Annotated in this window: 29 protein-coding genes; 17 read left to right on the top strand and 12 right to left on the bottom strand. The window is 72.2% G+C overall.

What is annotated here, in order from left to right; translation table 11 throughout:
* Positions 1 to 94: 94 nt before the first annotated feature.
* Together IEZ25_RS08770 and IEZ25_RS08765 are read right to left on the bottom strand one after the other, a co-directional pair.
* The gene (locus IEZ25_RS08770) at positions 95 to 1084 is read right to left on the bottom strand and encodes a hypothetical protein (protein WP_191199014.1); all 990 of its coding nucleotides are present in this window, start codon (positions 1082 to 1084) and stop codon (positions 95 to 97) included.
* Positions 1081 to 1560 carry a SigE family RNA polymerase sigma factor gene (locus tag IEZ25_RS08765; protein WP_224748679.1) on the bottom strand — a complete coding sequence of 160 codons (480 nt, stop codon included), beginning with the start codon at positions 1558 to 1560 and terminating at the stop codon, positions 1081 to 1083. Before IEZ25_RS08765 ends, IEZ25_RS08770 begins: the two co-directional genes overlap by 4 nt.
* Before the next feature lie 150 nt (positions 1561 to 1710).
* Here IEZ25_RS08765 and IEZ25_RS08760 point away from each other — a divergent pair, with 150 nt between their 5' ends.
* Complete coding sequence (locus IEZ25_RS08760; protein ID WP_191199012.1) at positions 1711 to 2166, top strand: GtrA family protein; 456 nt, start codon at positions 1711 to 1713, stop codon at positions 2164 to 2166.
* A 93-nt stretch (positions 2167 to 2259) separates the two neighbouring features.
* Entirely contained in the window at positions 2260 to 3912 is a 1653-nt protein-coding gene (locus tag IEZ25_RS08755; RefSeq protein WP_224748678.1) for a DEAD/DEAH box helicase, read from the top strand.
* Between the two features lie 17 nt (positions 3913 to 3929).
* On the opposite strand, the gene IEZ25_RS08750 is transcribed toward IEZ25_RS08755, so the two are convergent.
* Positions 3930 to 6332, bottom strand: coding sequence for an FdhF/YdeP family oxidoreductase (locus IEZ25_RS08750; protein ID WP_191199011.1), 2403 nt, complete (start codon positions 6330 to 6332; stop codon positions 3930 to 3932).
* Positions 6333 to 6565: 233 nt separating this feature from the next.
* On the opposite strand from IEZ25_RS08750, the gene IEZ25_RS08745 reads away from it, so the two are divergent.
* On the top strand, positions 6566 to 7609 hold the full coding sequence (locus IEZ25_RS08745) for an SDR family oxidoreductase (RefSeq protein ID WP_318152123.1): 1044 nt from the start codon (positions 6566 to 6568) through the stop codon (positions 7607 to 7609).
* A 15-nt stretch (positions 7610 to 7624) separates the two neighbouring features.
* Here IEZ25_RS08745 and IEZ25_RS08740 read toward each other — a convergent pair whose 3' ends face one another.
* The 3 genes from IEZ25_RS08740 to IEZ25_RS08730 all read right to left on the bottom strand — a co-directional run bounded on the left by IEZ25_RS08740 (position 7625) and on the right by IEZ25_RS08730 (position 9854).
* Positions 7625 to 8524 carry an NAD-dependent epimerase/dehydratase family protein gene (locus IEZ25_RS08740; protein ID WP_191199009.1) on the bottom strand — a complete coding sequence of 300 codons (900 nt, stop codon included), beginning with the start codon at positions 8522 to 8524 and terminating at the stop codon, positions 7625 to 7627.
* Between the two features lie 17 nt (positions 8525 to 8541).
* Positions 8542 to 8982 carry an NAD(+)--rifampin ADP-ribosyltransferase gene (gene arr, locus IEZ25_RS08735; protein WP_191199008.1) on the bottom strand — a complete coding sequence of 147 codons (441 nt, stop codon included), beginning with the start codon at positions 8980 to 8982 and terminating at the stop codon, positions 8542 to 8544.
* Positions 8983 to 9113: 131 nt separating this feature from the next.
* The gene (locus IEZ25_RS08730; protein ID WP_191199007.1) at positions 9114 to 9854 is read right to left on the bottom strand and encodes an SDR family NAD(P)-dependent oxidoreductase; all 741 of its coding nucleotides are present in this window, start codon (positions 9852 to 9854) and stop codon (positions 9114 to 9116) included.
* Positions 9855 to 9958: 104 nt separating this feature from the next.
* Here IEZ25_RS08730 and IEZ25_RS08725 point away from each other — a divergent pair, with 104 nt between their 5' ends.
* The gene (locus IEZ25_RS08725; RefSeq protein WP_191199006.1) at positions 9959 to 10804 is read left to right on the top strand and encodes a LysR family transcriptional regulator; all 846 of its coding nucleotides are present in this window, start codon (positions 9959 to 9961) and stop codon (positions 10802 to 10804) included.
* A gap of 158 nt (positions 10805 to 10962) precedes the next feature.
* Here IEZ25_RS08725 and IEZ25_RS08720 read toward each other — a convergent pair whose 3' ends face one another.
* Genes IEZ25_RS08720 through IEZ25_RS08710 form a run of 3 tightly spaced genes read right to left on the bottom strand, consistent with a single transcriptional unit; the run spans position 10963 to position 13135 of the window.
* On the bottom strand, positions 10963 to 11469 hold the full coding sequence (locus IEZ25_RS08720; protein ID WP_191199005.1) for a nucleoside deaminase: 507 nt from the start codon (positions 11467 to 11469) through the stop codon (positions 10963 to 10965).
* 9 nt (positions 11470 to 11478) lie between these two features.
* Positions 11479 to 12768 (bottom strand): RNA polymerase sigma factor, encoded by a 1290-nt coding sequence (locus IEZ25_RS08715; RefSeq protein ID WP_318152122.1) that lies wholly within the window; start codon positions 12766 to 12768, stop codon positions 11479 to 11481.
* 19 nt (positions 12769 to 12787) lie between these two features.
* Positions 12788 to 13135, bottom strand: coding sequence for a YciI family protein (locus tag IEZ25_RS08710; RefSeq protein WP_224748677.1), 348 nt, complete (start codon positions 13133 to 13135; stop codon positions 12788 to 12790).
* A gap of 147 nt (positions 13136 to 13282) precedes the next feature.
* Here IEZ25_RS08710 and IEZ25_RS08705 point away from each other — a divergent pair, with 147 nt between their 5' ends.
* The 4 genes from IEZ25_RS08705 to IEZ25_RS08690 are packed head-to-tail and all read left to right on the top strand — an operon-like array spanning position 13283 to position 16929.
* Positions 13283 to 14512 (top strand): D-arabinono-1,4-lactone oxidase, encoded by a 1230-nt coding sequence (locus IEZ25_RS08705; RefSeq protein ID WP_191199003.1) that lies wholly within the window; start codon positions 13283 to 13285, stop codon positions 14510 to 14512.
* Between the two features lie 54 nt (positions 14513 to 14566).
* Positions 14567 to 15718, top strand: a complete 1152-nt coding sequence (locus tag IEZ25_RS08700) for a PQQ-dependent sugar dehydrogenase (protein ID WP_224748676.1) — start codon at positions 14567 to 14569, stop codon at positions 15716 to 15718.
* 15 nt (positions 15719 to 15733) lie between these two features.
* Positions 15734 to 16039: a virulence factor gene (locus IEZ25_RS08695; RefSeq protein ID WP_191199002.1), complete on the top strand. Its 306-nt coding sequence runs from the start codon at positions 15734 to 15736 to the stop codon at positions 16037 to 16039.
* Positions 16036 to 16929, top strand: coding sequence for a homocysteine S-methyltransferase family protein (locus IEZ25_RS08690; RefSeq protein ID WP_191199283.1), 894 nt, complete (start codon positions 16036 to 16038; stop codon positions 16927 to 16929). The genes IEZ25_RS08695 and IEZ25_RS08690 overlap by 4 nt, the downstream gene beginning before the upstream one ends.
* A 20-nt stretch (positions 16930 to 16949) precedes the next feature.
* Here the strand turns inward: IEZ25_RS08690 and IEZ25_RS08685 are convergent, their stop codons facing one another.
* Entirely contained in the window at positions 16950 to 17705 is a 756-nt protein-coding gene (locus IEZ25_RS08685) for a YqjF family protein (protein WP_318152121.1), read from the bottom strand.
* Between the two features lie 81 nt (positions 17706 to 17786).
* Here IEZ25_RS08685 and IEZ25_RS08680 point away from each other — a divergent pair, with 81 nt between their 5' ends.
* The 3 genes from IEZ25_RS08680 to IEZ25_RS08670 are packed head-to-tail and all read left to right on the top strand — an operon-like array spanning position 17787 to position 20348.
* Positions 17787 to 18713: an ABC transporter ATP-binding protein gene (locus tag IEZ25_RS08680; RefSeq protein WP_425572727.1), complete on the top strand. Its 927-nt coding sequence runs from the start codon at positions 17787 to 17789 to the stop codon at positions 18711 to 18713.
* Positions 18713 to 19540, top strand: a complete 828-nt coding sequence (locus IEZ25_RS08675) for an ABC transporter permease (RefSeq protein WP_224748675.1) — start codon at positions 18713 to 18715, stop codon at positions 19538 to 19540. The genes IEZ25_RS08680 and IEZ25_RS08675 overlap by 1 nt, the downstream gene beginning before the upstream one ends.
* A gap of 1 nt (position 19541) precedes the next feature.
* The gene (locus IEZ25_RS08670; protein ID WP_191199001.1) at positions 19542 to 20348 is read left to right on the top strand and encodes an ABC transporter permease; all 807 of its coding nucleotides are present in this window, start codon (positions 19542 to 19544) and stop codon (positions 20346 to 20348) included.
* A gap of 48 nt (positions 20349 to 20396) precedes the next feature.
* On the opposite strand, the gene IEZ25_RS08665 is transcribed toward IEZ25_RS08670, so the two are convergent.
* Positions 20397 to 21305 carry an SDR family NAD(P)-dependent oxidoreductase gene (locus IEZ25_RS08665; protein WP_191199000.1) on the bottom strand — a complete coding sequence of 303 codons (909 nt, stop codon included), beginning with the start codon at positions 21303 to 21305 and terminating at the stop codon, positions 20397 to 20399.
* 62 nt (positions 21306 to 21367) lie between these two features.
* Here IEZ25_RS08665 and IEZ25_RS08660 point away from each other — a divergent pair, with 62 nt between their 5' ends.
* Together IEZ25_RS08660 and IEZ25_RS08655 are read left to right on the top strand one after the other, a co-directional pair.
* A complete protein-coding gene (locus tag IEZ25_RS08660) occupies positions 21368 to 21934 on the top strand; it encodes a TetR/AcrR family transcriptional regulator (RefSeq protein ID WP_191198999.1) in 567 nt (188 codons plus the stop codon).
* Between the two features lie 141 nt (positions 21935 to 22075).
* Entirely contained in the window at positions 22076 to 23704 is a 1629-nt protein-coding gene (locus tag IEZ25_RS08655) for an AMP-binding protein (protein WP_191198998.1), read from the top strand.
* Positions 23705 to 23713: 9 nt separating this feature from the next.
* On the opposite strand, the gene IEZ25_RS08650 is transcribed toward IEZ25_RS08655, so the two are convergent.
* Positions 23714 to 24193 (bottom strand): GNAT family N-acetyltransferase, encoded by a 480-nt coding sequence (locus IEZ25_RS08650; protein ID WP_191198997.1) that lies wholly within the window; start codon positions 24191 to 24193, stop codon positions 23714 to 23716.
* Between the two features lie 43 nt (positions 24194 to 24236).
* Here IEZ25_RS08650 and IEZ25_RS08645 point away from each other — a divergent pair, with 43 nt between their 5' ends.
* Genes IEZ25_RS08645 through IEZ25_RS08630 form a run of 4 tightly spaced genes read left to right on the top strand, consistent with a single transcriptional unit; the run spans position 24237 to position 26567 of the window.
* Positions 24237 to 24497 carry a hypothetical protein gene (locus IEZ25_RS08645; protein ID WP_191198996.1) on the top strand — a complete coding sequence of 87 codons (261 nt, stop codon included), beginning with the start codon at positions 24237 to 24239 and terminating at the stop codon, positions 24495 to 24497.
* Positions 24494 to 25111 carry a class I SAM-dependent methyltransferase gene (locus tag IEZ25_RS08640; protein ID WP_318152120.1) on the top strand — a complete coding sequence of 206 codons (618 nt, stop codon included), beginning with the start codon at positions 24494 to 24496 and terminating at the stop codon, positions 25109 to 25111. Before IEZ25_RS08645 ends, IEZ25_RS08640 begins: the two co-directional genes overlap by 4 nt.
* Complete coding sequence (locus IEZ25_RS08635; protein WP_191198995.1) at positions 25108 to 25302, top strand: DUF3046 domain-containing protein; 195 nt, start codon at positions 25108 to 25110, stop codon at positions 25300 to 25302. Before IEZ25_RS08640 ends, IEZ25_RS08635 begins: the two co-directional genes overlap by 4 nt.
* On the top strand, positions 25299 to 26567 hold the full coding sequence (locus tag IEZ25_RS08630) for an MFS transporter (RefSeq protein ID WP_191198994.1): 1269 nt from the start codon (positions 25299 to 25301) through the stop codon (positions 26565 to 26567). The genes IEZ25_RS08635 and IEZ25_RS08630 overlap by 4 nt, the downstream gene beginning before the upstream one ends.
* Positions 26568 to 26749: the final 182 nt, after the last annotated feature.

The following is a 26749-nucleotide window of genomic DNA, read 5'->3' as shown; positions in this document are numbered from 1 at the left end:
CTCGGCCCGGGGTAGTCCCATACGTCCTGGGGCTTCGTCGTCGCGACGAGAACGTAGGGGACTACCCCGGGGTCTTGGTGAGCCTGCGGTCAGATCACTGGAGTGAGAGCGTGCCCGTCGCATCCGTCAGCAGCTCGCCGCAGGACGTGCCGCGACACTGGGTGAGGACCCGCTCGTCGCCCCGCTGCGTGAGCACGACCAGCCGGTCGCCCACCCAGGCGAGGTCGAGCGCAGCCCCGTCGAGGCGGACGCGTTGCGTGCGGTCGGTCCCGACGTCGTAGAACGCGAGGCCGGGGCGCATGCCGCGTGCGCGCTCCTGCTCGTCTGGTGCGTATGCGTACGTGCCTCCGTCGGGGGACAGGGCGCCCGTGAGGCCGCCCAGGAACCCGCCCGTGCGCGCTCCCTCGTCGTCGAAGAAGTGGACGACGCCGCCGGCCGCGACCATGACCACGTCTGCACCCACCTCCACCGCAGAGGGAGATGACCGGGCACCGTCGCTGCCGGTGTCGAGCCCGTAGGTCCCGGCTTCGGTGTGCAAGGTCAGGGTCCCGGTCTGCTGGGTGACGTAGGTGTCGTCGCCCGCAGCCACGAGACGGCCCTCCGCGGCCACCGGCGGACGGTCGCCGGAGGGGTGGATCGTGCCGTCGGCGTCCTGGTAGGTCACACCGTCCGGTGCGACGTACGCCGCGCGCACGTCCTCGGCCCGCAGGCCCGGTCCGGTCAGCACCCCCTCGTCCAGCGAGACCAGCTCCCCGTCGAGGACACCGACGGGAGCGCCGGAGCGCTCGGTGTCGGTCACCGTGCCGTCGGAGTGGGCCCACCGGATCGCCCCGTCCAGGACGACCGGGACGCCTCCCTCCGGCACCGGGGTCGCCACGATGGCGTCGGGTGCGCGCAGCACGGTGGGCAGGGCCACAGCGCCCACGACCGCGGCGACCGCCGCCCCCGCCCCCAGCGCCTGCAGGACCCTGCGCCGTCGACGCAGTCGCCGGGTCCGGGCGGCGAAGTCGACGTGGTCGATGCGAGGCACCTCCACCGCGTCGCGCACCTCGCGCAGCGTCTTGGTCACCATTGGTTCGGTCACAGCACGATCTCCACTTCGGTCATGGCGGCGCGCAGCCGCTTCAGGGCGTGATGGGTCTGGCTCTTGATGGAGCCGACGCCGACGCCGAGTGCTTCGGCCGCCTCCGCCTCCGACATGCCCTCGAGGTAGCGCAGGACCAGGGCCGCCCGCATCCGGGGCGGGAGCCGACGCACCTCGTCCCACACCGCCTGCCGATCGGCGGCCTCGGCGACGTTGCCGACCTGCACCACGTCCGGGGGCTGGCCGACGAGCGTCTCGCGGTCGCGCCGACGCCACGCCCGTGACGCCTGGCGCACCATGGCCCGCCTCACGTACGCCTCGGCCGCACCCTTGTCGCGGATCGAGCGCCACCGCACGCACGTGCGCGCCATGGCCTCCTGCAACAGGTCCTCGGCCCGGAAGTGGTCGCCGACCAGCACGTAGGCGAAGCGGTACAGGCTGGCCCACCGGGCGGCCATGAACTCCTCGAACGTCATCTCTTCTTCCATCACCACTCAAGAGCGCCGACCATGGGCAAAGGTTGAGAAGCCTCCGGAGCTTCTTCGGGCACGCCCCGCCCGGACCGCAAGCATCACCCACGAGCAGGCGGCGACGTGCCCCGGTCGGGGTGCCAGACTGGGCGGGCCATGACCTCCGCTCCGTCCGTGCCGCACCCGCCATCGACGACGCGGTGGCGCTCGACCCTCCTGCAGCTGGTCGTCTTCGCCTGCGTGGGCGGGGCGTTCAACGTGCTCTACGGACTGCTCTACCTCGTCCTCCGCGAGCAGCTGAGCGCACAGCCGGCCAACGCCCTCGCACTGGTCCTGTCGACGATCGCCGGCACGTTCGGGCACCGCTACGTCACCTTCAGGGTCCGCGGCACCGAGCGCACCGTGCAGCACCAGGCGCTCGGGCTCGCCCTGCTGGGGTTCAGCCTGGTCGTGACGGCCGGGTCGCTGTGGTTGCTCGACGTCGCCGTCGACCAGCCGTCGCGCCAGCAGGAGGTGGCGGTCCTGGTCGCGGCCAACCTGGGCACGGGCCTGGTGCGCTTCTTCGCCTTCCGTGCGGCGATGGTGGGGCGTCGGGCCAGGACGAGCGCCTGACTCGGCTACGGTCCAGCGGTGGCCAGCCGTCGACGATCCCGAGCTCGTCGACGCGGGTCGTCCCCGTCCCGGCGCGGCACGCAGCAGCGGCCGTTGCCGACCGCGGGCCCGGGTGAGCGGCTGTGGGTGCTCGACGTGCCGTACGGGACCCAGGTCGACGGGGCCGCGTGGCACCCTGCCGTGCGGACCCACCTGTACGTCGGGCGCGTGCTGCGCGCACACCTGGCGCCGTACTCCCCGGGGCCGTACACGCTCGGTCGTTTCGTCGAGAACACCCTCAACCCCGACGCCCCGACGCCCGACCCGGAGCCCACGGACGATCTCGAGCCGCGGCGGATCCAGTTCGAAGCGGCCGACGCGATCGCGGCTCGCGCCGAGGCGGGTGGCCGGCAGTTCCTCCTCGCCGACGAGCCCGGGGTCGGCAAGACGATCTCCGCGATCCTGGGCGCGACGGCGGTGGGGGACCTCCGCGGCGCCCGCCGGGTGCTCGTCGTGGCCGACCGTCCGGCTGCGATCACGATCGGCCACTGGTGCCGCACGATCACGGCTCTGGGCAACGGCGGCCTGGAGTGGGTGGTGATCACGTGGGACCGGCTGGACAAGGTCACCGACTACGCGTGGGACGTGATCATCGCGGACGAGGCGCACGCCCTGCGGCGGACGACGACGAAGCGGTGGAAGCTGTGGGCACGCATCTCCGGGCACGGCACGCCGCACGACGCGGCGCCGTTCGTCATCGCGACCACTGCGACGCCCGGTCACACGCCGCTCGAGCTGCCCTATCTCGCGCCGGCGTACGCCCAGGCGCTGGGGGAGTCGATCAAGGAGTGGACCTCGGCGGCGCAGCCCGCGGAGACCTTCGCGACCGCGCTCGAGCGCAACGGCGTCGGCGTGGAGCGGGGACGCTACGGCGCGACCTGGACCACCGACCCGGTGCGGCGCGCCGCGGACCTCGAGCTCGTGCGCGGCTGGCTCGACGAGTCGCGGCCCCCGGCCATGCTGCACCGGGCCGCGCCGTGGGGGCCGGTGCCGATCTCCGGGATGCCCGTGGCGCTCACGCCGGCCGAGCGGACGGCGTACGAGGCCGAGTGGGGTGAGTTCTGCCGCGAGATGGACCTCGCCAGACGCGGACGCAACACAGCGAAGGGCCGCGCCGCGCTCCTGCGCTTCCGCCAGAAGGCCGGGCTCATCCGTGTCGACTCGACGGTCGCCTGGATCGCCCAGCAGGTGGAGGCCGAGCGACAGGTGGCGTGCTCGGTCGAGTTCGTCGCGACGGCGGCCGACCCGATCGCCGACCGGCTGCGCGACGCGGGGATCGAGGTGGCCACGATCTACGGTCGCGACAGGTTCGACCCGGAGACGGAGCGGCTGCGGTTCCAGACGGGTCGGGCGAAGGCCTGCGTCTTCACGACGGTCGCCTCGATCAGCCTGCACGCCGGCGAGACCCTCGCCGACGGCCGCATCGCCAGCACGGAGCCACGCGTCGGCGTCTTCCACCAGGCCCGCTTCTCGGGGATCGCCGGGCGCCAGGTGACCGGCCGCACGCACCGCGACCACCAGGTCTCCCCGTGGCACATCGCCTACGCCGAGGGCACCGTCGAGGAGCAGGTCGGCAAGGTGATGGTGGAGCGGATCGCCGCCGCCTCCGACGCCGTGGGTGGCGACACGACCGGGCTCGCCGACGTGGCCGAGCTGCTCGGGGCCGACTGGCTGCCGGCGACGAGCCTGACCGGTGACTCCGGCTGACACGGCGTCAGCCCGGGCTACGCCAGGTGGTGCGGGGTGTCCGTCCGTGCCGAGCCGTTGCCCTGGCCCGACGACCCGTCGCCCTCACCACCGGTGGTGGTGCCCGGGCGCTCGAGGCGGATCACCAGCGACTTGTAGACCGGCTGGTTGCTCTTCTCCGCGGTCGAGTCGAGCGGCACGAGCGGGTTGGTCTCGGGGTAGTAGGCCGCCGAGCAACCACGCGGCTGGTCGTAGGACACGATCCGGAAGTCACGCGCCACCCGCGAGACGTCGTCCTCCCACTCGCTGACGAGGTCGACCTGGTCGCCGTCGGCGAAACCGAGCTCGGCGATGTCGGAGGGGTGCACGAAGACCACCCGGCGACCGCCCTTGATCCCGCGGTAGCGGTCGTCGAGACCGTAGATCGTGGTGTTGAACTGGTCGTGCGAGCGCAGGGTCTGCAGGAGCAGCCGTCCGCGGGGGACGTCGAGCACCTCGAGGGGCGTGGAGGTGATCACGGCGCGGCCGCTGTCGGTCTCGAAGACCCGGTTGTCGCGCGGCGGGTGCGGCAGGACGAAGCCGCCGGGCTGCAGCACCTTGTCGTCGTACGACGCGCAGCCGGGCACCACGCGGGCGATCCGTCGCCGGATCTCGGTGTAGTCGGCGCGCATCGCCGCCCACGGGATCGTCGAGGCCGGGAGAGTCGCCATCGCCAGCGAGCAGATGATGTCGACCTCCGACCTCAGGTGGGGAGACGCCGGCTCGAGCGGGCCGTGGGAGGCGTGCACGGCCGACATGGAGTCCTCGACGGTGACGCGCTGGACGATGCCGCCGGTGAGGTCCTTCTCGCTGCGTCCGAGCGCCGGGAGGATCAGTGCCTCTCCGCCGTGGACGACGTGCGAGCGGTTGAGCTTGGTGGAGACGTGCACGGTCAGGTCGGCCTTGCGCATCGCAGCCTCGGTGGCCTCGGTGTCGGGGGTGGCGCCGACGAAGTTGCCGCCCAGCGCCACGAAGACCTTGACCTTGCCGTCGCGCAGTGCGCGGATGGCGTTGACCGTGTCGTAGCCGTGCTCGCGCGGCGGCTCGAAGCCGAACTCGTCGCGGATCGCGTCGAGGAAGTGGTCGGGCACCCGCTCCCAGATGCCCATCGTGCGGTCGCCCTGGACGTTGGAGTGCCCGCGCACGGGGCACAGCCCGGCTCCGGGCTTGCCGATGTCGCCGCGCAGCAGCGCCACGTTGACGATCTCCTTGATGGTCGCAACTGCGTTGTGGTGCTGGGTGATCCCCATGGCCCAGCACGTGACGGTGGCGGGGGAGTCGGCGAACATCCGCGCGGCCTCGGTGACCTGCTCGCGGGAGAGACCGGTCGACGCCTCGACCTTCTCCCAGTCGAGGTCGGCCACGTGGGCGACGTACTCGGTGAAGCCGGTGGTGTAGCGGGCGAGGAAGTCGTGGTCGAGCGCGTCCCACTCGACCAGCAGGGACCCGATCGCCTGGAAGAGCGCGAGGTCGCCGTTGAGCCGCACGGGCAGGTGCAGGTCGGCGAGGGCGGTGCCGACGGTGAGGCCCTTGGCGTTCTGGGGGTTCTTGAAGCGGACCAGCCCGGCCTCCTCCAGCGGGTTGACCGAGATGATGCGGGCGCCGCCGGCCTTGGCCTCCTCGAGGGCGGAGAGCATGCGGGGGTGGTTGGTGCCGGGGTTCTGGCCGACGACGACGATCAGCTTGGCGCGGTGGATGTCGTCGAGGCTGACCGAGCCCTTGCCGATGCCGATGGTCTCGGTCAGGGCGGACCCCGACGACTCGTGGCACATGTTCGAGCAGTCCGGCAGGTTGTTGGTGCCGAAGGCGCGGGCGAAGAGCTGCAGGGTGAACGCCGCCTCGTTGGAGGCCTTGCCGGAGGTGTAGAAGACGGCTTCGTCCGGGCTGGCCAGACGGGTGAGGTGGCCGGCCATCGTGGCGAACGCGTCGTCCCACGAGATCGGCGTGTAGTGGGTCGCACCCGGCCGCAGCACCATCGGCTCGGTGATCCGGCCCTGCTTGCCCAGCCAGAACTCCGTGCGACCGGCCAGGTCGGCGACGGAGTGGGTCGCGAAGAACTCGCGGTCGAGGAGCTCCTTGGTGGCCTCCTCGGCGACCGCCTTGGCGCCGTTCTCGCAGAACTCGGCCGCGTGCCGGTGGCCGGGGGCGGGGTCGGGCCAGGCGCAGCCCTGGCAGTCGAAGCCGTCGACCTGGTTGAGCCGGAGCAGCGTCTGCGCGGTGCGGACCGGACCCATCTGGCCGACGGCGCGGCGCAGGGCCACCGTCACCGCGGTGGCGCCCGCCGCAGCGTGCGCGGAGGAGTCCACCTCCACGTCGGCCTCGTCGATGTCGTCGACCGGCACCTGACGAGCCACGTGGCGGAAGCGAGCGGGCACGTCTCTGAGCGCGTCGAGGAGGGTCATCCCTCCATCGTGCGCTCCCCCTGGCTGCCCCGGTACGACCCGAGGGGTGCGGTGACCGTGCCGGCCCCGTCCGCCGGTCGAGCCCGTGTGCCCGGTCCGTAGGGTCGACGGGTGGTCGTCGCCCGGCGCCCGCGACGTCCGCCGGAAGGACCGCCGTGTCCCAGTCATCCTCCCCGTCAGCGACGTCCTCGACGTCCTCGACATCGTCCGACGCCCCTGGCCGCGCTCTCGTCGTGGGCGCCACCGGCATCGTGGGCCAGGCCGTCGCCCGCCGGCTCGTCGAGGAGGGCTGGGAGACCCACGGCCTGTCGCGCAGCGGCGGGACGCCGCACCCCGAGGTGCGTCCGGTCCGGGCCGACCTCGGTGACGCGGCCGGTCTGGCCGAGGCGCTGGCCGACGTGGCGCCGGACTTCGTGGCGATCACGGCCTGGACCCGGATGGAGACCGAGGCGGAGAACATCCGGGTCAACGGCGGCGCCGTGCACGACCTCCTCGCGGCGCTGTCGCCGGCCGGATCACTCACGCACGTCGCGCTGATGACCGGGCTCAAGCACTACCTCGGGCCCTTCGAGGCCTACGGCAAGGGCGAGATGCCCGACACGCCCTTCCACGAGGAGGAGGATCGGCTGCCGTACCCGAACTTCTACTACGCGCAGGAGGACGAGCTCGTCGCCGCCTCGGAGCGCGACGGGTTCACCTGGAGCGTGCACCGCTCTCACACGGTCCTCGGCTTCGCGACCGGCAACGCGATGAACATGGTCGCCACGCTCTGCGCCTACGCGTCGCTGTGCCGCGCACAGGGCATGCCCTTCGTCTTTCCCGGATCCGAGCAGCAGTGGAACGGCCTGACCGACGTCACCGACGCCGACCTGCTCGCCGAGCAGATGCTCTGGGCGGCGCGCACGCCGGCGGGACGGGACGAGGCGTTCAACACCGCCAACGGCGACGTCTTCCGCTGGCGGTGGCTGTGGCCCCAGCTCGCCGCGTGGTTCGACCTGGAGTGGGAGGGCTACGTCGACACGCCGCGACCGCTGGAGCAGTCGATGACGGGCATGGAGCCGGTCTGGCGCGACCTGGCGGCAGCGCACGACCTCGTCGAGCCGGACCTCGCGCGGGTGGCGTCGTGGTGGCACTCCGACGCCGACCTCGGACGCGAGATGGAGGTCGTGACCGACATGAACAAGAGCCGCACTGCCGGGTTCTCCGCGACCCGCGACACCCGGGCGGCGCTGCTGTCCTACGCCCAGCTGTACCGCGAGGCGCGCATCATCCCCTGAGCGGACGCGGGTCCGTCACGAGCGGCCGGGGTCGTCCAGCACGTCGCGCCACGAGTGCTGCGGCTCGAAGCCCAGCAGCCGGCGCGCCTTGTCGATCGAGTAGAACGTCTCGTCGCGCCCCATCTCGCGTCGCACCTCGACCCCGTCGTAGAAGCGCTCGATGACCTGAGAGGTGGTGGCAGCCACCGACATGTCGGCGTTGGCCACGTTGAAGACCTCGTAGCCCAGGCCGTCGGTCTCCAGGCACCGCTGCACCATCTGCCCGAGGTCGCGCACGTCGATGTAGGCGAAGATGTTGCGCCGTCGCAGCGACGGGTCGGCGAGGAACGGCGGGAACAGCTCGGCGTACTCGTGCGGCTCGATGACGTTGTTGATCCGCAGGCCGTAGACGTCGGCGCCGGTGCGCGCCTGGAACGAGCGGGCTGTCGCCTCGCCGGCGACCTTCGACATCGCGTAGGAGTCCTCCGGGACGGTCGGGTGCTCCTCGTCGACCGGCACGTAGAGCGGACGGCGCTCGCCCTGCGCGAAGCAGACGCCGTACGTCGTCTCCGAGGAGGCGAAGACGACCTTGCGGACGCCGAGCCGGGTCGCCGCCTCGAGGACGTGATATGTGCTGAGCACGTTCGTGGCGTACGTCGTCGTGTCGGACCGCAGCAGGATCCGGGGGATCGCCGCGAGGTGGACGACCGCGTCGTACGCCGGCAGCTCGGGCAGGTCGAGCTCGTCGAAGCGCGCGGCCCCGGCGAGCGCCGAGTAGGTCTCACCTGCGTCGGTGAGGTCGACGAGGAGGTCGTCGACGGCGGGGTGGCCCAGTGGCGTGAGGTCGGCGTTGGTGACCTGGTGGCCCTGCTCGGCGAGGTAGGGGGCCACGTGACGACCGGCCTTGCCGCTGCCGCCGGTGAGGAAGATGCGCATGCCCCCTTCCTACCTGGTCAGTTGATGATCTCGGCGCGCTCGTCGGCCATGGCGGTGATTCGGTCCCGCCACTGCTGCAGTGCCTCCGGCGACAGCCTCGTCCAGTCGGTCTGCTCGCCGACCACCCGGAGCGGTTCGGTGCTGCGGTAGGACCGGGTGGGGTTGCCGGGGAACTTCTTGTCGGTCACGTTGGGGTCATCCTCGAACGGACCGGTCGGCTCGACGAGGTAGACCCGCGGCTCGCCGTCGCCGGCGGCGAGCTCGGCAGCCAGTCCGGCGCCGTCCGTCTGTGCGGTGAAGTAGACGTGGTTCATCACGACCTCCGGCCTGTAGTTGGACCGGCGACCCGCGGTGAGGAGGTCGCCGATCTGCAGGTCGGCCTTGGTGCCGTGGAAGAACGGGCCCCGGACGTGCTCGTAGTGCTCGTACGTCACGGGCTCGCGGTGGATGTCGTCCATGGGTCGCATTCTCCTCCGGGACCTGGGGCCGTCGACCGAACCGAGACCTCGCGATGCCGGCGTCGACGTCGTCCCCACCGGGAGAGCTCATCGACGCACGACCACCAGACCGCGACAAGGCCCCACAGGCCTCACCAGGGCTGGATGCCGGTCTCGTCGCGGAACGTCCCCGACGGCCCGCCGTCGGGCAGGGTCGCGAGCTCGAGGAAGATCGCGGCGCCCTGCTCGGGCGTACGGAAGCCCTGGTGGCCGTTGAGGTCGGTCGCGACGTAACCGGGGCATCCGGCGTTGACGAGGATGCCCTCCCCTGCGAGCTCCTTGGCGTACTGCACGGTGACCGCGTTGAGGTAGGTCTTGGTGGGGGAGTACGCCGCCGACAGCGGCCCGACGGGCTCGGCCTGCGCGGTCTGCAGGCCGAGCGAGCCGACGGTGCTCGAGACGTTGACGATGCGCGGCGACGCCGAGCGGCGCAGCAGGGGCAGCATCGCGTTGGTGACCCGGATGACGCCGACGACGTTGACGTCGACGACCCCGAGCACCTGCTCGGCGCTGACCCGGGTGGGCTCCTGCGGCATCCCCCCGGTGATGCCGGCGTTGTTCACGAGGACGTCGAGCCCGCCCGCAGCCTCGAGCTCGGCGGCGGCGGCGGCGACGCTGTCGTCGGAGGTGACGTCGAGGGCCACGCCGAACACGTCGTGCCCGTCCGAGAGGAGCTTCGCGACGGCCTCCTCGCGCCGCCCGTCGTCGCGCGCGCCAACGGCGACGCGGAAGCCGAGCCGGGAGAGTCCGGCGGCGATCTCGTAGCCGATGCCCTTGTTGGCGCCGGTGACCAAGGCGGTCTTCTTGTGCTGGTGGTCGGTGGTGTCTGTCATGCCTCGATCGTGCGTCGGCCCGGGTGCCCGGTTCCAAGACCGATCGGGTGGAGGCCGATACCGGACAGGTATGGCGGCAGGTCAGCGCCACGTAGGCTCGGGGCGTGGAGACCCGCGAGCTGCGCTACTTCGTCGCCGTCGCCGAGGAGCAGCACGTCGGCCGGGCGGCCGACCGGCTGGGCATGGCCCAGCCGCCGCTGTCGCGGGCCATCGCCCAGCTCGAGCGCCGGCTCGGGGCCGAGCTCTTCGTCCGCACGCCACGCGGCATGGCGTTGACGACCGCCGGCGAGACCCTCCTGCGAGAGGGACGGGTCGCGCTCGCGGCCGTCGAGGCAGCCGAGCGCCGCACCCGGCGCACGGTCGAGTCGGCCGACCGCCCGAGCATCGTGCTCACCGCCAAGGCCGGCGCGTCGAGCGAGCTGATGGCCAAGCTGCTGGACGCGTACGCCGCCGAGCCCGACGCCGTCGCCGTCGACGTGCTGCTCAGTGCGCCCGGCCACCAGGCCCCGATGCTGCGTGACGGACGCGCCGACGTGGCGATCCTGCACCAGCCGTTCGACGACCTGAGCGGCTTCGACACCGAGGCGCTGAGCGTCGAGGACCAGGTGCTGATCCTGCCCGCCGGTCATCCGGCCACCGCTCGGCACTCGATGAGCGTCGCCGAGGCCCGGTCGATCCCCGACCTGCCGCTCCCGCGGTGGCCCCACCTCGACGGCAGCTATCCCGACGGGCCCGGTCCCGAGCTGCGCGACCTGACGCAGGTGCTGCAGCTCGTGCGCCTGGGGCGCACGGCGCTCGTGCTGCCGGAGTCGGCGCAGGCCAACCTGCGCGACGGGCTCGCCGTCGTCCACCTCACCGACGCGCCGCCGGTCACGACGGTCATCGCATGGCCGCCGCACAGCACCTCGACCGGCGTCGCCGGGCTGGTCCGGACGGCCGGGCGGCTCTAGGCCGAGACCGGCCATCGCCTCGCGGGGCTCCTCGGAGAAGAACTCGACCAGGGCGATCGGCTCGGTGAGGTCGAACATGCGGCGGGCGACCGACGGTGCGGTCGACGGGTGGCTCATACCCGTCCTACGCACGGGAGGCCCCGGGCACGACAGTCCCCTCAGGAATCGTCCCGGGCCCTGCGTCCGGCTGCCCGCGTGTGCAGCTCGCGCAGCTCGTCGGCCAGCTCGAGAGCAGGCCCCGCGACCGGGACACCGGGAGCCACGTCGTTGATCGCCAGTGGCAGCACGGGACCAGGCCTCACGCCCACCTCGCGGCGCCACTCGACCAGCTGTTGGCTCGACCCCGCGTAGACGATGCGCCCGAGACCGACCTGGGCGTGCCCGGCCGAGCACATCGGGCAGTGCTCGCCCGAGGTGTAGACCGTGCAGGACGGCCGTTCGTCGGCGGCCACGTGCAGGGCCGCCCACCGGGCGAGGTCGAGCTCGGGGTGCCGGGTCTGGTCGCCGCCGCCGGTGCGGTTGCGCTCCTCCTGCAGGACCGCGCCGTCCGGGCCCACCAGCACCGAGCCGAACGGCTCGTCGCCGGCCTCGAGCGCCTCACGGGCCAGCTCGAGGCAGCGTCGCAGGTGGGTGAGGTCGTCGGGGGAGGGCTCGCTGGGGTCCATCCGCCGACCCTAGGACGTCGGGCCCGCCGAGCCACGCGCCCGGTTGTCGTCCGCCCGCCGCCGGAGCACCGCACGCTCGCGCTTGTTGTGGGTGCGCGAGGCCGCATCGTCGAACGCCTCGCTCGCCTCCGCGTGCCGGCCCGCGCGCTCGAGGAGGTCGCCCCGCACGCTCGGCAGGAGCGGGCCCGGCACGGGTGGACCGGGCGCCGCCTCCACGGCGTCGAGGACCGCGAGGCCGGCGTCGGGGCCGAAGGCGCGCCCGTGGGCGACGGCCCGGTTCGCCTCGACGACCGGCCCGGGCGCGGCGCCCGCGAGGACGTCGTACAACGCGGCGATGCGACGCCAGTCGGTGTCCTCGGCCCGCGGGGCGACCGCGTGCTGGGCCGCGATCGAGGCCTGGAGGAAGTAGGTGCCCACCGGCGTGCCCTGTGCGGCGATCCGCTCTGCCCGCCGCAGCGCGGCCAGCCCGCGCCGGATCCGGAGCCGGTCCCACCGCGTGCGGTCCTGCGCCTCCAGCAGCACGGGTGTGCCGTCGGTGTCGAGGCGGGCCGCGGTCCGTGACCCCTGCAGCTCGAGCAGGGCCTGCAGGCCCAGCACCTCCGGCTCCTCGGGCGCGAGGTCCGCCAGCATCCGCGCCAGGCGGGTCGCCTCGTCGACCAGGTCGGGACGCATCCAGTCCTCACCCGCAGTGGCCGTGTAGCCCTCGTTGAAGACGAGGTAGACCACGGCCATCACGTCGTCGAGGCGCTGCGTGCGCTCGCTGCCCGTCGGCAGGTCGAACGACGCGCCCGCCTGCGCGAGCGTGCGCTTCGCCCGCGAGAGCCGCTGGCCCATCGTGCTCTCGCTCGTGAGGAACCCGCGTGCGATCTCCGCCGTGGTCAGTCCGCCCACGAGCCGCAGCGTCAGCGCCGCGCGCGAGTCGGGTGTCAGGGACGGGTGGCAGGACAAGAAGACGAGTCGCAGCACGTCGTCCTCGATGTGGTCGACCTGGGCGTCGAGGTCGGGCACACGTGCCTCCTCCCCGCCGTCGGCGCGTCCGAGCTCGGCGAGCTTGTGCCGGTAGGTCTCGGCGCGGCGGAAGTGGTCGATGCCGCGCCGCTTGGCCGTCGTCATCAGCCAGGCGCCCGGGTTCGCGGGGACGCCGGTCGTCGCCCACTGCTCGAGGGCTGCCACGAGCGCGTCCTGCGCGAGGTCCTCGGCGAGGTCGACGTCGCGCGTCATCCGGGTCAGGGCGCCGACGAGGCGGGCCGACTCGGCCCGCCACGCGGCGGCGATCTCGTGCTGGAGGTCGTCTGGCACGCCCCCAGCGTAGGAAGCGCTACTCGCTCGGCGCGTCCGGGCCGTCGGAGATCTGGCGCAGCGTCGCCACGACGGTGACCTCGGGCCAGTGCCTCGCGTGCAGCTCGGCGAACTCGCGCTGGTCGGCGACGGCCGCGTCGAGGTCGGCGTACTCCATGATCGCCCAGCCCCCGACGACCTCCTTGCCCTCCGCGTAGGGGCCGTCGACGCGGGTGACCTCGCCCTCGCGGACGACGAAGTTGATCGCGTCCTCGGTGCCGTAGAGGCCACCGCCGTCGAGGAACCGGCCGTCCGCGGCGCGCTCGCCGATGTGGGCGTCCATCGCCTCGAACAACGACTTCGGCGGCATCCCGATGTTCTCTTCCATCCGGACGAATCCCATGAAACGCGGCATCGTGCTCACTCCTCGATCTGTGGTGTGCTGCTGGTGGGTGCTGCTCTCTCGCACGTACGTCGAACGGACCCGCGCGGCTTCGACATCGACCTCCGAAGTTTTTTCCGACAGTCTGGCCCGATGGCCACCACCTCGACACCCGGCTGGACCAACTGGGTGGGCAACCAGTCCTTCACCCCTGCCCGCGCGGTCGCACCACGTGACGAGGAGGAGGTGGCCGCAGCCGTCCGGGAGGCGTCGGGGCGTGGCAGCGCCGTGCGTGTCGCAGGTGCCGGCCACTCCTTCACGCCGGTGGTGCAGACCGACGGCACGCTCCTCGACCTCTCCGCGCTGACCGGAGTGGTCGCCACCGACCCGGTCAGGCAGCGCGCCACCGCACGCGCGGGCACGCGGATCCGCGACTTCTACGAGCCGCTGTGGGCCGACGGGCTCGCGCTGCGCAACCAGGGCGACATCGACACCCAGCAGATCGCGGGGGCGGTCGCCACCGGAACCCACGGCTCCGGCATCCGCTACACCAGCCTGTCCGGCGTGGTGCGCGGGTTGCGGCTGGTGACGGCCGCGGGCGAGGTGCGCGACATCGGGGAGGACGAGCCCGACCTGCTGCACGCGGCACAGGTCTCGGTCGGCATGCTCGGCGTGGTCACGCAGCTCGAGCTCGACGTGACCGAGGCCTACCGCCTGCGCGAGCACGTGAGCCTGCGAGCGTGGGACGACGTGCTCGAGCACTGGGAACAGCTCGTCGCCGAGCACCGCCACTTCGGGATGTTCTGGCTGCCGACAGAGGAGTCGGGGTCGCTCTACAACCTCGACGGCCACGGCGAGCGGCTGGCCGACCAGTGCTACGTCAAGGTCTACGACGAGGTCGGCGCCGACGTCCCCGACGACGACACCGTCGGGCGTCGCGTCGACCGGTGCTACCGGATCTTCCCGATGGTCTACGACGCGAACTTCCACGAGCTCGAGTACTTCGTCGCCCTCGATCGCGCACCCGAGGCGCTGCAGGCCATGCGCGAGCTCATGCTCGCCAGCCTGCCCGACGCGATCTACCCGCTCGAGGTGCGCACGGTCGGACCCGACGAGGCGTTCCTGTCCTCGCAGCAGGGCACCCCGACCGTCGTGATCTCGGTGTCGGGCACCCCCGGCACCGACTACTGGGCCTACCTCCGGTCCGTCGACGCGCTGCTCGCGCAGTTCGACGCGCGGGTCCACTGGGGCAAGCTGCACTTCCTCACCCCCGAGCGGCTGCACGACCTCTATCCGCGTGCCGGCGACTTCATCGCGATCAGGCGCGAGCTGGACCCGCAGGGGATGTTCCTCAACGATCACCTGCGGCCGCTGTTCGCCTAGGTGTCGTCGCCTGAGGCGACGACGCGGTTGATCCCGCCCCGCACCATGGAGGTCATGAAGTCAGCGACCGTCGCCCTGGCCGGACTCCTCGCCGTCCTCACCACGTCGTGCTCCTCGGACACGGCCGCGTCGGGGAAGCTCGGTGCCGCCACGGCCGAGGACGACGCCGCCTGGCCGTTCGCGGTCGAGGAGGTCGACACGTTCGACGCGCCGTGGGCGATGGCGTTCCTGCCCGACAGCGACGACCTGCTCGTCACCGAGCGGACCGGGGCCCTGCACCTGCGCGACGGCGAGACCGGCGAGCGCGTCGAGGTCACCGGCACGCCGGACGTTGTCGATGCCGGTCAGGGCGGGCTCGGCGACGTCCTGCCGGGACCGACGTACGACGACGACGGCACGGTCTACCTCACGTGGGCCGAGCGCGGTGACGACGGCGTCGGCGCCGCGGTCGGGCGCGCGCAGCTCGTGACCGGCGAGGACGAGGCCTCGCTCGAGGGTCTCGAGGTGATCTGGCGACAGACGCCGAAGACCAGCGGTGACGGCCACTTCGGCCACCGCCTCGCCTTCTCGCCCGACGGCGAGCACCTCTTCGTGAGCTCGGGCGACCGGCAGCTGATGGACCCCGCCCAGGACACCGGCAACACGCTCGGCACGATCGTGCGCCTCACGCCCGACGGTCAGCCGGCGCCCGGCAACCCGCTGGCCGACGAGGGCGGCGTCTCGGCCGAGATCTGGAGCTGGGGCCACCGCAACCCGCTCGGTCTGGAGTTCGCACCCGACGGGACGCTGTGGTCCTCGGAGATGGGACCGCAGGGCGGCGACGAGCTCAACCTCGTCGAGGAGGGGGCCAACTACGGCTGGCCCGAGGTCTCCGACGGCAGCCACTACGGTGGCGAGGAGATCCCCGACCACGCCGACGGCGACGGCTACGCCGGCCCAGCCAGGTCGTGGAACCCGAGCATCTCTCCGAGCAGCCTGATGGTCTACGGCGGCGACCTCTTCGCCGACTGGGAGGGCGACGCGTTCCTCGGAGCACTGTCCGGGGAGGCGCTGGTGCGCGTCGACCTCGACGGCGACACCGCCGGCGAGGCCGAGGTCTACGACATGGGTGAGCGGATCCGTGCCGTCGAGGAAGGTCCCGACGGGGCGATCTGGCTGCTGGAGGACGAGGGTGCTGGACGTCTCCTGCGACTGACGCCCGCCTGATCTAGGCTCGCGAGCATGACCACTTCCTCCACGGAGTTCCAGGTGACCCGGTGGCGCGAGCTGCCGTCGATGGTCGCTGCCCGACAGGGCGACGAGACCGCGAAGGTGCAGCTCGCGGCGAGGTTCCAGGAGGCCATCGACGAGGCCGCGATGCGGCTCGGCGACACCGGTGCGACCGACTACCTCGAGGGATGGGAGCGGACCCCGTGGACCGGGGCCGACGGAAGCCCGGCCGAGGTGCTCGACCGGGTGGCCGCCGAGCTCGACGCCGACTGGCCCGCGGAGAAGATCTCGGCCTACCTCGACGGGCTGACCCGGTGAGCGGGGCGAACCGTCTGGCGGCCCTGCTCGGGGACACCCGCCCGGTGCTCCTCGACGGCGGCATGGGCACGCTCCTGCAGGACAGCGGCCTCGAGGACGGCAACCCCGGCGAGCTGTGGAACCTCGAGAACCCCGACGCCGTCCGCGCCGCGCACACGGCGTACGCCGAGGCGGGCGCGCGCATCCTCACCACCAACACCTTCGGCGGCACCCGTCCGCGCTTGGACATGCACGGCCTCGGCGACCGCATCGACGAGGTGAACCGCAACGCGGCACAGATCGCACGCTCCGTGGCCGACGAGCACGGGCTCCTGGTCGCCGGCGACCTCGGACCGACCGGTGAGCTGCTCGCGCCGCTCGGCACGATGACGCCCGAGGACGCGCAGGCGCTGTTCGCCGAGCAGCTCCGTGGCCTGGTGGCCGGCGGCATCGACCTGGTGCTCGTCGAGACGCTGAGCGACCTCGGTGAGGCCGACGCCGCGCTGGCCGCGGCCCGGGAGGTCGCCCCCGACCTGCCCGTCGTGGTGACGATGAGCTTCGACACCAACCTGCGCACGATGATGGGTGTCCGACCGGCCGACGCCGTGGCGCACCTGGCCGCAGCCGGCGCCGACGCGGTCGGCGCGAACTGCGGGCGCGGGCCGGAGGAGATGGAGGTCATCGCCGCCGAGATGGTCGAGGCACGGCCCGACGGGCTGCTCCTCGTGGCGCAGTCCAACGCCGGCCTCCCCCAGGTCGTGGGCGACCACTTCGAGTACGACGCCACGGCCGACGACATGGCCGCGCACGCGTCCCGCCTCGCCGGGCTCGGCGTCGACCTGGTCGGCGGCTGCTGCGGCTCGACGCCGGCTCACATCGCGGCGATCGGCTCCGAGCTCGCCTCGACCTGACGGAGGGTCGAGGGTCGCGCTCAGCCGCGGCGCGGACGCCGCGCGTCGCCCGGCAGGCCGAACTCGGTGTGGACACCGGGGCTGAACCCGACGTGGTCCGGCGGGCGCGCGGCGAGCTCCGGCAGCCCGACCGAGGCCAGCAGGCCGTCGTCGATCTCCAGGAGCTCGGCATCGTGCACGGGCCAGGCCGCGTGACGGTTGGGGACGTAGAGCGTGCGACCCCACCACCGGGTGTGCAGTCCCCATCGGGCGCTGAGGAAGTGGTCGAGCTCGGTGGGTGTGCGTGCCGCGCCGGCGCGGACCACCAGGCGGCTCGACGCGGGTGTGGCCGGCCGACGCAGGCGGGCGTCGTAGGTGTGCGTGTCCCCGTCGCGGTGGTAGCGCATGCGCGCCCAGCGGTAGGGGACCCCGAAGCCCGCCCGCGCTCCGAGGACGACGGCGGCCCGGTCGGTGTCCAGGCTGAGGAACACGATGCCGCGCCGGCCGGTCGCGTCGACCGAGTAGAGGCGCACGTTGGTCTCGAGGAACGTGCCCAGCCACGGGATCGCCGGACCGCGACCGAGCCCGGCCCCGACCATCCGGAAGGGGATCAGCCCGACGTACGTCTTGCCGTCGAGGGTGTCGGGGCGGACCCCGGGTGGCATCCGGTGCGCCACCTCGACCGGGTCGACCGCCCAGTGCAGGAAGCTCAGGTCGCGCCAGTGCTGGCTCATCACGACGGTCGGTGTCATGGGCGGGGCGTCCGGGGACAGAGGCTCGACGGCGGGGACCTCCACGTCTCCACCCTAGGCGTGCCGGCAAGCGTCACCCGGCAATCCATTTCCTCGTCGTCGGCGTCCTGATCTAGTGTCCCCGTCGTGACTGAATCGATGATCTCGGCTCGAGGGCTGCGCAAGTCCTTCGGTGACTTCGAGGCGGTCAAGGGCATCGACGTCGAGGTCCGCAAGGGCGAGGCGTTCGGCTTCCTCGGCCCCAACGGCGCGGGGAAGTCGAGCACGATGCGGATGATCGCCTCGGTGAGCCCGGTCTCGGGCGGCGAGCTGCGGATCCTGGGCATGGACCCGGCGACCGACGGCCCGGCGATCCGCGGCCGGCTCGGGGTCTGCCCGCAGGAGGACACGCTCGACAACGAGCTCAACGTCTTCGACAACCTCTACATCTACGGCCGCTACTTCGGCATCGACCGGGCCACCTGCCGCGAGCGCGCCCGCGAGCTGCTCGAGTTCGCCCAGATCACCGAGAAGGCGAAGGCCAAGGTCGAGGACCTCTCCGGTGGCATGAAGCGCCGCCTCACGATCGCGCGCAGCCTGATCAACAACCCCGACGTGCTGCTGCTCGACGAGCCCACCACCGGTCTCGACCCGCAGGCCCGCCACGTGCTGTGGGACCAGCTGTTCCGGCTCAAGCAGGCGGGTGTGACCCTGGTGATCACCACCCACTACATGGACGAGGCCGAGCAGCTGTGCGACCGGCTCGTGGTGATGGACAAGGGCCTGATCGCCGCCGAGGGCTCCCCGCGCGAGCTGATCGACGCCCACTCCACCCGCGAGGTCGCCGAGCTCCGCTTCGGCGTCGGCGAGCACGAGGGGCTGGCCGAGAAGGTCGCCGACCTCGGCGAGCGCGTCGAGGTGCTGCCCGACCGGCTGCTCGTCTACAGCGACCACGGCGAGGAGGTCCTCACCGCGGTGCTCGACCGCGGGCTGAGCCCCATCGCCACGCTGGTGCGCCGCTCGACCCTTGAGGACGTGTTCTTGCGCCTCACCGGCCGGAGCCTGGCCGACTGATGGCGACCGACACGACGCAGCGCGGCGCCCGCCCCGCCGGCACGCTCACCGCCTGGCAGGGGATGGCCCGCCAGTACGACTACTGGCTGACGGTCTACAAGCGCACCTGGCGCGGGGGAGTGATCAGCTCCTTCCTGACCCCACTGTTCTACGTCGTCGCGATGGGGGTGCTGCTCGGCGGCTTCATCGACGGCGACCCCGCCAGGCTCGAGGGCGCCACGTCCTACCTCGCCTTCATCGTGCCGGGGCTGGTGGCTGCGCACGCCATGCAGATCGCGGTCAGCGAGTCGACCTACCCCGTGATGGGGGCCATCAAGTGGCACAAGACGTTCTTCGCCCAGCTGGCCACGCCGCTGGCGGTGCGTGACCTGGTCAACGCCTTCGTCGCCTTCGTCGTCTTCCGGATCGCCTCGGCGTGCGCGGTGTTCATGCTGGTGCTCGCACCCTTCGGCGTCTTCGAGAGCTGGTGGGGGCCGTTCCTCGCGTGGGTCGCGCAGGTCCTCGTGGGCACGGCCTTCGCGCTGCTGACCTTCGGCTACTCGGCGCGGCTGAAGTCGGAGGAGGGGTTCGGCGTCCTGTTCCGCCTCGGCGTGCTGCCGCTCACGCTCTTCTCGGGCGCGTTCTTCCCGGTCGCCAACCTCGGGCCGGTGCTGGAGTGGGTCGCCCGGCTGACGCCGCTGTGGCACGGCGTCTCACTCTCGCGGATGTTCTGCCTCGACACCGTCGACTGGCCCGTCGCCGCGGTCAACGTGGTCGTGCTGGTCGCCCTGTGCGTCCTGGGATGGTTCTGGTCCGTCCGAGGCCTCGACAAGCGGCTGGAGGTCTGAGATGGCGTCCCTGTCCTCGGCCGCGGTGCCGGCGCCGATGACGCCGACCAACGCAGCCCGCCTGCTCGTGCTGCGCAACTTCATCGTCTACAAGTCGGCCTGGCGGCTCTTCCTCACCGGCTTCCTCGAGCCGGTCCTCTACCTCTTCTCGATCGGCATCGGTGTCGGGCAGCTCATCGACACCTTCGAGTTCCACGGCGAGGCGATCCCCTACGCGACCTTCGTGGCGCCTGCGATGCTCGCGACCTCGGCCTTCAACGGCGCCCTGATGGACTCCACGTTCAACGTGTTCTTCAAGCTGCGCTACGAGAAGCTCTACGACCAGATGCTGGCCACGCCGCTCACCACCGGCGACATCGCGCGCGGTGAGATCGCGTGGGGGCTGATCCGCGGCTCGGTGTACTCCGCGGCCTTCCTCGTGGTGATGGTGGCGATGGGCCTGGTCGAGTCGTGGTGGGCCCTCCTCGCGCTGCCGGCGGCGGTGTTGATCGCCTTCGCGTTCTCGGCGGTGTGCATGGCGCTGACGACCTGGATGAAGTCCTGGCAGGACTTCGACAAGATCACGCTCGTCCAGATGCCGATGTTCTTGTTCTCGGCGACGTTCTTCCCGGTCGAGGCGTTCGGCACCGGCGTGCTGCGCTGGGTGGTGGAGGCCACCCCGCTCTACCGCGGCGTGGTGCTCTGCCGTGAGCTCACCACCGGCGTCGTCACCTGGGAGTCGGGGGTCTCGGTGGTCTACCTCGTCGTGATGGGTGTCCTCGGCCTGCTCGTCGTACGCCGCCGGCTCGACGCGCTGCTGCTCACCTGAGCGCCGAGCCCGGCGAGGGCGACCCACGTCGAGGCGGGGAGCAGCCGCTCAGCCCGGGAGCGGTGCCCGGACGCCGGTCAGGTGCTCCGACGCCGTCCAGAGCGCCTGCGCGAGTGCGCCGTCGCGAGCACGTGCGGAGCGTCCGATGACCTGGGCTCCGCCGCGCATGTGCAGGAGGTGCTTCGGCCCCGTGAAGGTGCCGCCCGGCAGGTCGGCCGTCGCTGCCATCAGCACGGGCAGCGCGCCGGCGTCCGCGCTCTGCCCGATGATCGGGAGGAGCCGGTCCCAGAGACCGGCGCGTCGCCCGTCGCGCCGGTCGTAGATCGCGGTGACCACGATCCCGGGGTGGGCGGCCAGAGCCCTGACCGTGGATCCGGCTGCGCGAAGTCTGCGGTCGAGCTCGAGCGTGAAGAGCAGGTTGGCGAGCTTGGAGTCGGCGTAGGCCCGGGAGGCGTCGTAGGGCCGGTCGTGCCAGTCGAGATGGTGAGCAGTGAGGCTCGCGACGTCGAGTCGCGACATGCGCTCGGCCTGCGAGGCGACGGTGACGATGCGCCCGGTGACGCGGGGCAGCAGCGCCGAGGTGAGCGCGAAGTGTCCGAGGTGGTTCGTCCCGAACTGCAGCTCGTGACCGTCGGCGGTGCGCCGCAGGATCGGGCTCGCGACCCCGGCGTTGTTCACGAGCAGGTCGATCGCCTCGGGCGTCGCCTCCGCGAAGGACGCCACTGATGTCAGGTCCGCGAGATCGAGCTCGCGGACGACGTGGTCACCTCCTCCGTCGGGGACCGTGGGCAAGGCAGCGACGACGGCGTGCGCCTTCGGCAGTGAGCGGGCGGGGACGATGATGCGGGCGCCGCGGCGAGCGAGCGCGATGGCGACCGCCCGTCCGATGCCGCTCGTGGCCCCGGTCACGAGGGCGGTGCGACCGGTGAGGTCGGGAGAGGGGGAGGTGGAGGACATGGCACCAATGTAGTCACCGTCTACATATGTGGTCAATGACTACATGTCGCTAGCATGACGGTGTGCCGACGCCCTACCACCACGGGTCCCTGCGCGACTCGCTGCTCGAGGCGGGGCGCCGGCAGCTCCTGGAGGAGGGGGTCGCATCGCTGACGCTGCGCGGGCTCGCCAAGCGGGTGGGCGTCAGCCACAGCGCGCCACTGCGTCACTTCGACGACCGGGACGCCCTCCTGGATGCGATCGCCGCGGCAGGCTTCGCCGAGCTGATCAGTGAGCTCGAGTCGGCGGCTGGGCTGTCGAGCCTTCGGGCCAGGCTCACGCAGTACGCACGCGCGCACGCGCGCTTCGCCCTCGAGAGCGGCCCGCTCCTCGAGCTGATGTTCTCGGTGGGCCCTGGTGGCGGAGCGGCCGAGGAGTCCGCCGCGCGGTTCTTCGCGCTCGGCGGAGAGCTGCTGGGGGAGCGCGCGGACCGGGAGTCGGGCCCCCTGCCGTACCTCCTCGCGGCGACCCTGGAGGGGATCGGTTCCCTCGTCGCGTCGGGAAGGCTCCCGGTCGAGCGCGTCGACGAGGTCGTCGACGAGGCAGTCTCGATGCTGCTCCCTGCTGTCGAGGCGCGGCTCTCGAGCTGACGGGTGCCGCGTCCGTGCTGCGTCGGTGGCCGCCGGGCTGCGGGGGCTCTCGGCGTACGCCGCCGCCAGGACGCCCTGCTGCTCACCTGACGCGCGACCAACCTCTGGCCAACACCGCGACGGCCGTCCTAGGTTGCCCGAATGGACTCCTACGCACGCGGTGAGACCACGCCCGCCCTCCTGGAGGAGACGATCGGCGCCAACCTCGAGCGGACCGTGGGGGCGCACGCCGACCGCGAGGCGCTGGTCGAGTGCGCGAGCGGGCGTCGCTGGACGTGGGCGGACCTCGACCGGGACGTGGACCGGCTCGCGCGCGGGTTGATCGGCGCCGGCATCGAGAAGGGGGACCGGGTCGGCATCTGGGGGCCGAACAGCGCCGAGTGGACGCTCGTGCAGCTGGCGAGCGCCAAGGTCGGTGCGATCCTCGTCAACGTCAACCCGTCCTACCGCACCCACGAGTTCTCCTACGTCGCCCAGCAGAGCGGGATGCGGATGCTCGTGGCCGCCACGTCGTTCCGGACCAGCGACTACCGCGCGATGGTCGAGGAGACCGCCGACCGGACCACCGGACCGGGTCTGGCGCTCGAGCGCACCGTCTACCTCGACGACGAGGAGAGCTGGGCCGGGCTCCTCGCCGACGGCGAGGGGGTCACCGAGGAGGACCTCCGCTCGCGGTCGGCATCGCTGCAGGCGAGCGACCCGATCAACATCCAGTACACCTCCGGCACGACCGGCTTCCCCAAGGGCGCGACCCTCAGCCACCGCAACATCCTCAACAACGGCTACCTCGTCGGAGAGGTCTGTCGCTACACCGAGGCCGACCGGGTCTGCATCCCGGTGCCCTTCTACCACTGCTTCGGGATGGTCATGGGCAACCTCGCCTGCACCTCCCACGGAGCCACGATGGTCATCCCGGCGCCCGGCTTCGACCCTGCCCTCACGCTGAAGGCCGTCTCCGACGAGCAGTGCACCTCGCTCTACGGCGTCCCGACGATGTTCATCGCCGAGTGGGCGCTGCCGGACCTCGCGTCGTACGACCTGGGCAGCGTGCGCACCGGCATCATGGCCGGCTCGCCGTGCCCCGAGGAGATGATGAAGAAGCTCATCGGTGCAGGCATCGACGAGATGACGATCGCCTACGGCATGACGGAGACGTCACCGGTCTCGACCCAGACGCGGACCGACGACACGCTGGAGCGGAAGGTCGGCACGGTGGGTCAGGTCGCGCCGCACCTCGAGGTCACGATCGTCGACCCGGTCAGCGGCGACACGCTGCCGCGCGGCGAGGCGGGGGAGTTCTGCACGCGCGGCTACTCGGTGATGCTCGGCTACTGGGACGATCCGGACAGGACCGCCGAGGCCATCGACGCCGACGGATGGATGCACACCGGCGACCTCGGCGTGATGGACGACGAGGGCTACGTCCGGATCACCGGCCGGATCAAGGACATGGTCATCCGCGGGGGCGAGAACATCTACCCGCGCGAGATCGAGGAGTTTCTCTACACCCATCCCGACATCGAGGACGTGCAGGTCGTCGGTGTCCCGGACGCGAAGTACGGCGAGGAGCTCTGCGCGTGGCTGCGGATGCGACCCGGCACCACGCCGCTCGACGCCGAGGCGGTGCGCGAGTTCGCCACCGGCAGGCTCGCCCACTACAAGATCCCGCGCTACGTCATGGTCGTCGAGGAGTTCCCGATGACGGTGACCGGCAAGGTGCGCAAGGTCGAGATGCGCGAGGTGTCGACCAAGGAGCTCGGCCTGGAGTGACGCCCTCGCTCAGTCGAGGACCTTCTGGAGCCACGTGACGTCGATCCAGCGGTCGAGCTTGTGGCCGACCTCGCGCATGGTGCCGACCTCCTCGAAGCCGCACGCGCGGTGCAGGGCGAGGCTCGCGGGATTGGGCAGGGCGACGGCGGCCACTACCAGGTGCACGCCGTCGTCGGTGAGCCGCGCCAGGAGCGCGTCGTACAGCCGGCGGCCGGTGCCCAGGCCCTGGTGTCCCGGCGCGACGTAGACCGTGCTCTCGCGCGTGTGCCGGTAGGCGGGCTTCGGGCGGAACGACCCGGACGTGGCGTAGCCGACCACCTGGCCCTCGTGCTCGGCGACGAGGAAGTGGTCCTCGCCCCCGAGCTTCTCCTCCCACAGGGCCATCGGGCGTGGTTCGTGGTCGAAGGTGGCGTGGCCCCCGAGCGCCTCTCGCGCGTAGATCGCGTGCACGGCGGGGAGGTCGGCAGCATCGGCACGACGGATGTCCATTCCCCGCATTGTCCTCGCCGCGGTGGCTGGTTGGATGACCGGCATGAGCATCGCGCCCGACACCAAGGACTGGACCTGGGTCCTGGAACGGCCGTGCCCGGAGTGCGGCTTCGACCCGGCTGCGCAGGGGCTGGCGGACCTGCCCGGGCTGTTCCGCGACACCGCGACGACGTGGTCGGAGGTGCTGGCCCGTCCCGACGCGGGCGAGCGGCCCTCGCCCGAGGTGTGGTCGGCGCTCGAGTACGGCTGCCACGTGCGCGACGTGGTGCACCATCTCCGCGACGTGGGTGCGGACCGGTCGTGAAGGAGACCGTCCGCGCCTACGACCTCGACGCGGGGGCGTACGCCGACGCCTCGCCCGTCGTGCCCGACTCGGTGCGCGGCGACATGGAGGACCTCGCCGCCCGCCTCGGACCGGGCGCCCGGGTGCTGGAGATCGGCTCCGGCGGCGGTCGCGACGCCCTCCTGCTCGAGCAGCTCGGCCTCGCGGTCCGGCGTACGGACGTCACGCCCGGGTTCGTCGCCCTGCTGCGCGAGCGGGGCCACGAGGCCGACGTCCTCGACCCGCTCGTCGACGACCTGACCTCGGCGGAGGGGCCCTACGACGGCGTGTGGGCCAACGCCTCGCTCCTCCACGTCGCCCGGACCGACCTGCCGGTCGTGCTGGCGCGGCTGGCGGTGGCCACCCGTCCCGGCGGGCTCCTGCGGGCCTCGCTCAAGGAGGGTGACGGCGACGGATGGTCGACCCACGGGGCCGTGCGCAACCCGCGTCACTTCACCTACTGGCGGGCAGGGCCGCTGCACGCCGTGGTGGAAGGTGCGGGCTGGGACGACGTGGTGGTGCGGACGGGGATCCCGGGCCGGCGGCAGGAGTCCTGGCTCGAGGTGTCGGCGGTCCGTGGCACGGTTGCCCCATGAGGCACACCGAGTTCTGGACGCGGCTCGACCACGCCCTGGGCCGTGCCTACTCCCGCACCTGGGCCGAGCTGACGGTGGTGCGCGACCTCGACGGACGCACCACGCAGGAGGCGCTCGACGCCGGCGTTCCCCCGAAGCAGGTCTGGGCAGCCGTGTGGCGCCAGCTCGAGCTCCCGGACAGCGAGCGGTGAGCAGCCGGCTCGAGGGGGCCGTCGACGTCGCCCAGGTCCAGCGCCGCACCGTGCGGACGCTCGTGGTGTCGCAGGCGGTCGGTGCCGTCGGTGTCACGATCGGGATCGCGACCGCGTCGCTCCTGGCCCGCGACATCTCTGGCAGCGAGGCGATGGCCGGGCTGGCGCAGACCTTCCAGGTCCTCGGCACGGCCGCAGCGGCCTACGCCCTCGCGCGGGTGATGCGCCGACGCGGCCGACGCGTCGGGCTGGTCGCCGGCTACCTCCTCGGTGCCACCGGTGCACTGCTCGCGGTCGTCGCCGGTGTCGTCGACTCGATGGCCGTCCTGCTCGTCGGGGCCGTGCTGCTCGGCGCCACCACGGCCGTCAACAACGGCTCGCGCTACGCCGCGACCGACCTGGCGACCGAGGAGCACCGTGCCCGCGCGCTCTCCGTCGTGGTGTGGGCCACCACGATCGGCGCCGTCGCCGGGCCGAACCTCGTCGGAGTCGGTGGTGAGGCGGCCCGACGTCTCGGGATCCCCGAGCTGACGGGCGGCTTCGCGATCGGCTCGGTGGTGCTGGTGCTGGCGGCGGGGTGGGTCTGGCTCCGGCTGCGGCCCGACCCGCTGCTGCTGGCGCAGCGGGCCGCGGGAGTGACGCCCGGCGCGCTCGGGGAGCCGGGCGGACGGTCGTGGGCGCGCTTCCTCACGGTCGTGCGCGACGTCCCCGCCGTCGGCGCGGCCGTGGTCGCGATGGCCTGCGCGCACGCGGCGATGGTCACCGTCATGATCATGACCCCGCTGCACATGGAGCACGGCGGCGCGCACCTGGAGGTCATCGGCTTCGTGATCTCCGTCCACGTGCTCGGCATGTTCGCCTTCGCGCCGGTCGTCGGCTGGGCCGCCGACCGCTTCGGCCGCTCGAGCGTGCTGGTCACCGGGGGAGCGGTGCTCCTGGTCGCCCTCGCGCTGTGCGGGCTCTCGCCGGAGGGGTCGTCGTGGCAGATCTTCGGCGGCCTCTTCCTGCTGGGGCTGGGGTGGTCGTGCGCGACCGTGGCCGCCTCCACCGTCATCGCCGACCGCACGCCGATCGAGGCGCGCACCGAGGTCCAGGGCACCTCCGACATGGCCATGTCGCTGACGGCTGCCGGCGGAGGAGCCCTCGCCGGGCTCATCGTCGCCGGTCCCGGCTACTCCGCGCTCGCGCTCTTCGCGGCCTGCCTCGCCCTCGCCGTCGTCGTCGCCGGCCGGCTCACGCGAGGGTCGGACCAGGCGCCTGCCTGACCGGCGCGAATCTGCGCGACACGCCGCACCCGCACCGTCCGTCGAACACCTGTTCGGGCTACTGTCTGTCCACAGGTACGACGAAGGACGAGGTTGTCCACAGCGTCAGACGGTCCTGATCAGGGATTGTCGGTGGCTCGCCCTAGCGTCGAAGAAGTACCTCACACAACGACGAGAGAACG

Source organism: Nocardioides hwasunensis (assembly GCF_014779665.1).
GTDB classification, from domain to species: Bacteria; Actinomycetota; Actinomycetes; order Propionibacteriales; family Nocardioidaceae; genus Nocardioides; species Nocardioides hwasunensis.
The sequence above is the reverse complement of the archived record's forward strand: the minus strand, read 5'-3'. Positions and strand labels throughout refer to the sequence as shown.

What these genes read in the sequence shown, in the direction of transcription:
- IEZ25_RS08700 (WP_224748676.1), top strand. Translation starts at nt 14,567, where the DNA reads ATGAAGTCAGCGACCGTCGCCCTGGCCGGACTCCTCGCCGTCCTCACC.
- IEZ25_RS08760 (WP_191199012.1), top strand. Translation starts at nt 1,711, where the DNA reads ATGACCTCCGCTCCGTCCGTGCCGCACCCGCCATCGACGACGCGGTGG.
- IEZ25_RS08635 (WP_191198995.1), top strand. Translation starts at nt 25,108, where the DNA reads ATGAGGCACACCGAGTTCTGGACGCGGCTCGACCACGCCCTGGGCCGT.
- IEZ25_RS08710 (WP_224748677.1), bottom strand. Translation starts at nt 13,135, where the DNA reads ATGGAAGAGAACATCGGGATGCCGCCGAAGTCGTTGTTCGAGGCGATG.
- IEZ25_RS08645 (WP_191198996.1), top strand. Translation starts at nt 24,237, where the DNA reads ATGAGCATCGCGCCCGACACCAAGGACTGGACCTGGGTCCTGGAACGG.
- IEZ25_RS08720 (WP_191199005.1), bottom strand. Translation starts at nt 11,469, where the DNA reads ATGGACCCCAGCGAGCCCTCCCCCGACGACCTCACCCACCTGCGACGC.
- arr (WP_191199008.1), bottom strand. Translation starts at nt 8,982, where the DNA reads ATGGACGACATCCACCGCGAGCCCGTGACGTACGAGCACTACGAGCAC.
- IEZ25_RS08665 (WP_191199000.1), bottom strand. Translation starts at nt 21,305, where the DNA reads ATGTCCTCCACCTCCCCCTCTCCCGACCTCACCGGTCGCACCGCCCTC.
- IEZ25_RS08675 (WP_224748675.1), top strand. Translation starts at nt 18,713, where the DNA reads ATGGCGACCGACACGACGCAGCGCGGCGCCCGCCCCGCCGGCACGCTC.
- IEZ25_RS08730 (WP_191199007.1), bottom strand. Translation starts at nt 9,854, where the DNA reads ATGACAGACACCACCGACCACCAGCACAAGAAGACCGCCTTGGTCACC.
- IEZ25_RS08655 (WP_191198998.1), top strand. Translation starts at nt 22,076, where the DNA reads ATGGACTCCTACGCACGCGGTGAGACCACGCCCGCCCTCCTGGAGGAG.
- IEZ25_RS08740 (WP_191199009.1), bottom strand. Translation starts at nt 8,524, where the DNA reads ATGCGCATCTTCCTCACCGGCGGCAGCGGCAAGGCCGGTCGTCACGTG.
- IEZ25_RS08750 (WP_191199011.1), bottom strand. Translation starts at nt 6,332, where the DNA reads ATGACCCTCCTCGACGCGCTCAGAGACGTGCCCGCTCGCTTCCGCCAC.
- IEZ25_RS08650 (WP_191198997.1), bottom strand. Translation starts at nt 24,193, where the DNA reads ATGGACATCCGTCGTGCCGATGCTGCCGACCTCCCCGCCGTGCACGCG.
- IEZ25_RS08765 (WP_224748679.1), bottom strand. Translation starts at nt 1,560, where the DNA reads ATGACGTTCGAGGAGTTCATGGCCGCCCGGTGGGCCAGCCTGTACCGC.
- IEZ25_RS08670 (WP_191199001.1), top strand. Translation starts at nt 19,542, where the DNA reads ATGGCGTCCCTGTCCTCGGCCGCGGTGCCGGCGCCGATGACGCCGACC.
- IEZ25_RS08695 (WP_191199002.1), top strand. Translation starts at nt 15,734, where the DNA reads ATGACCACTTCCTCCACGGAGTTCCAGGTGACCCGGTGGCGCGAGCTG.
- IEZ25_RS08705 (WP_191199003.1), top strand. Translation starts at nt 13,283, where the DNA reads ATGGCCACCACCTCGACACCCGGCTGGACCAACTGGGTGGGCAACCAG.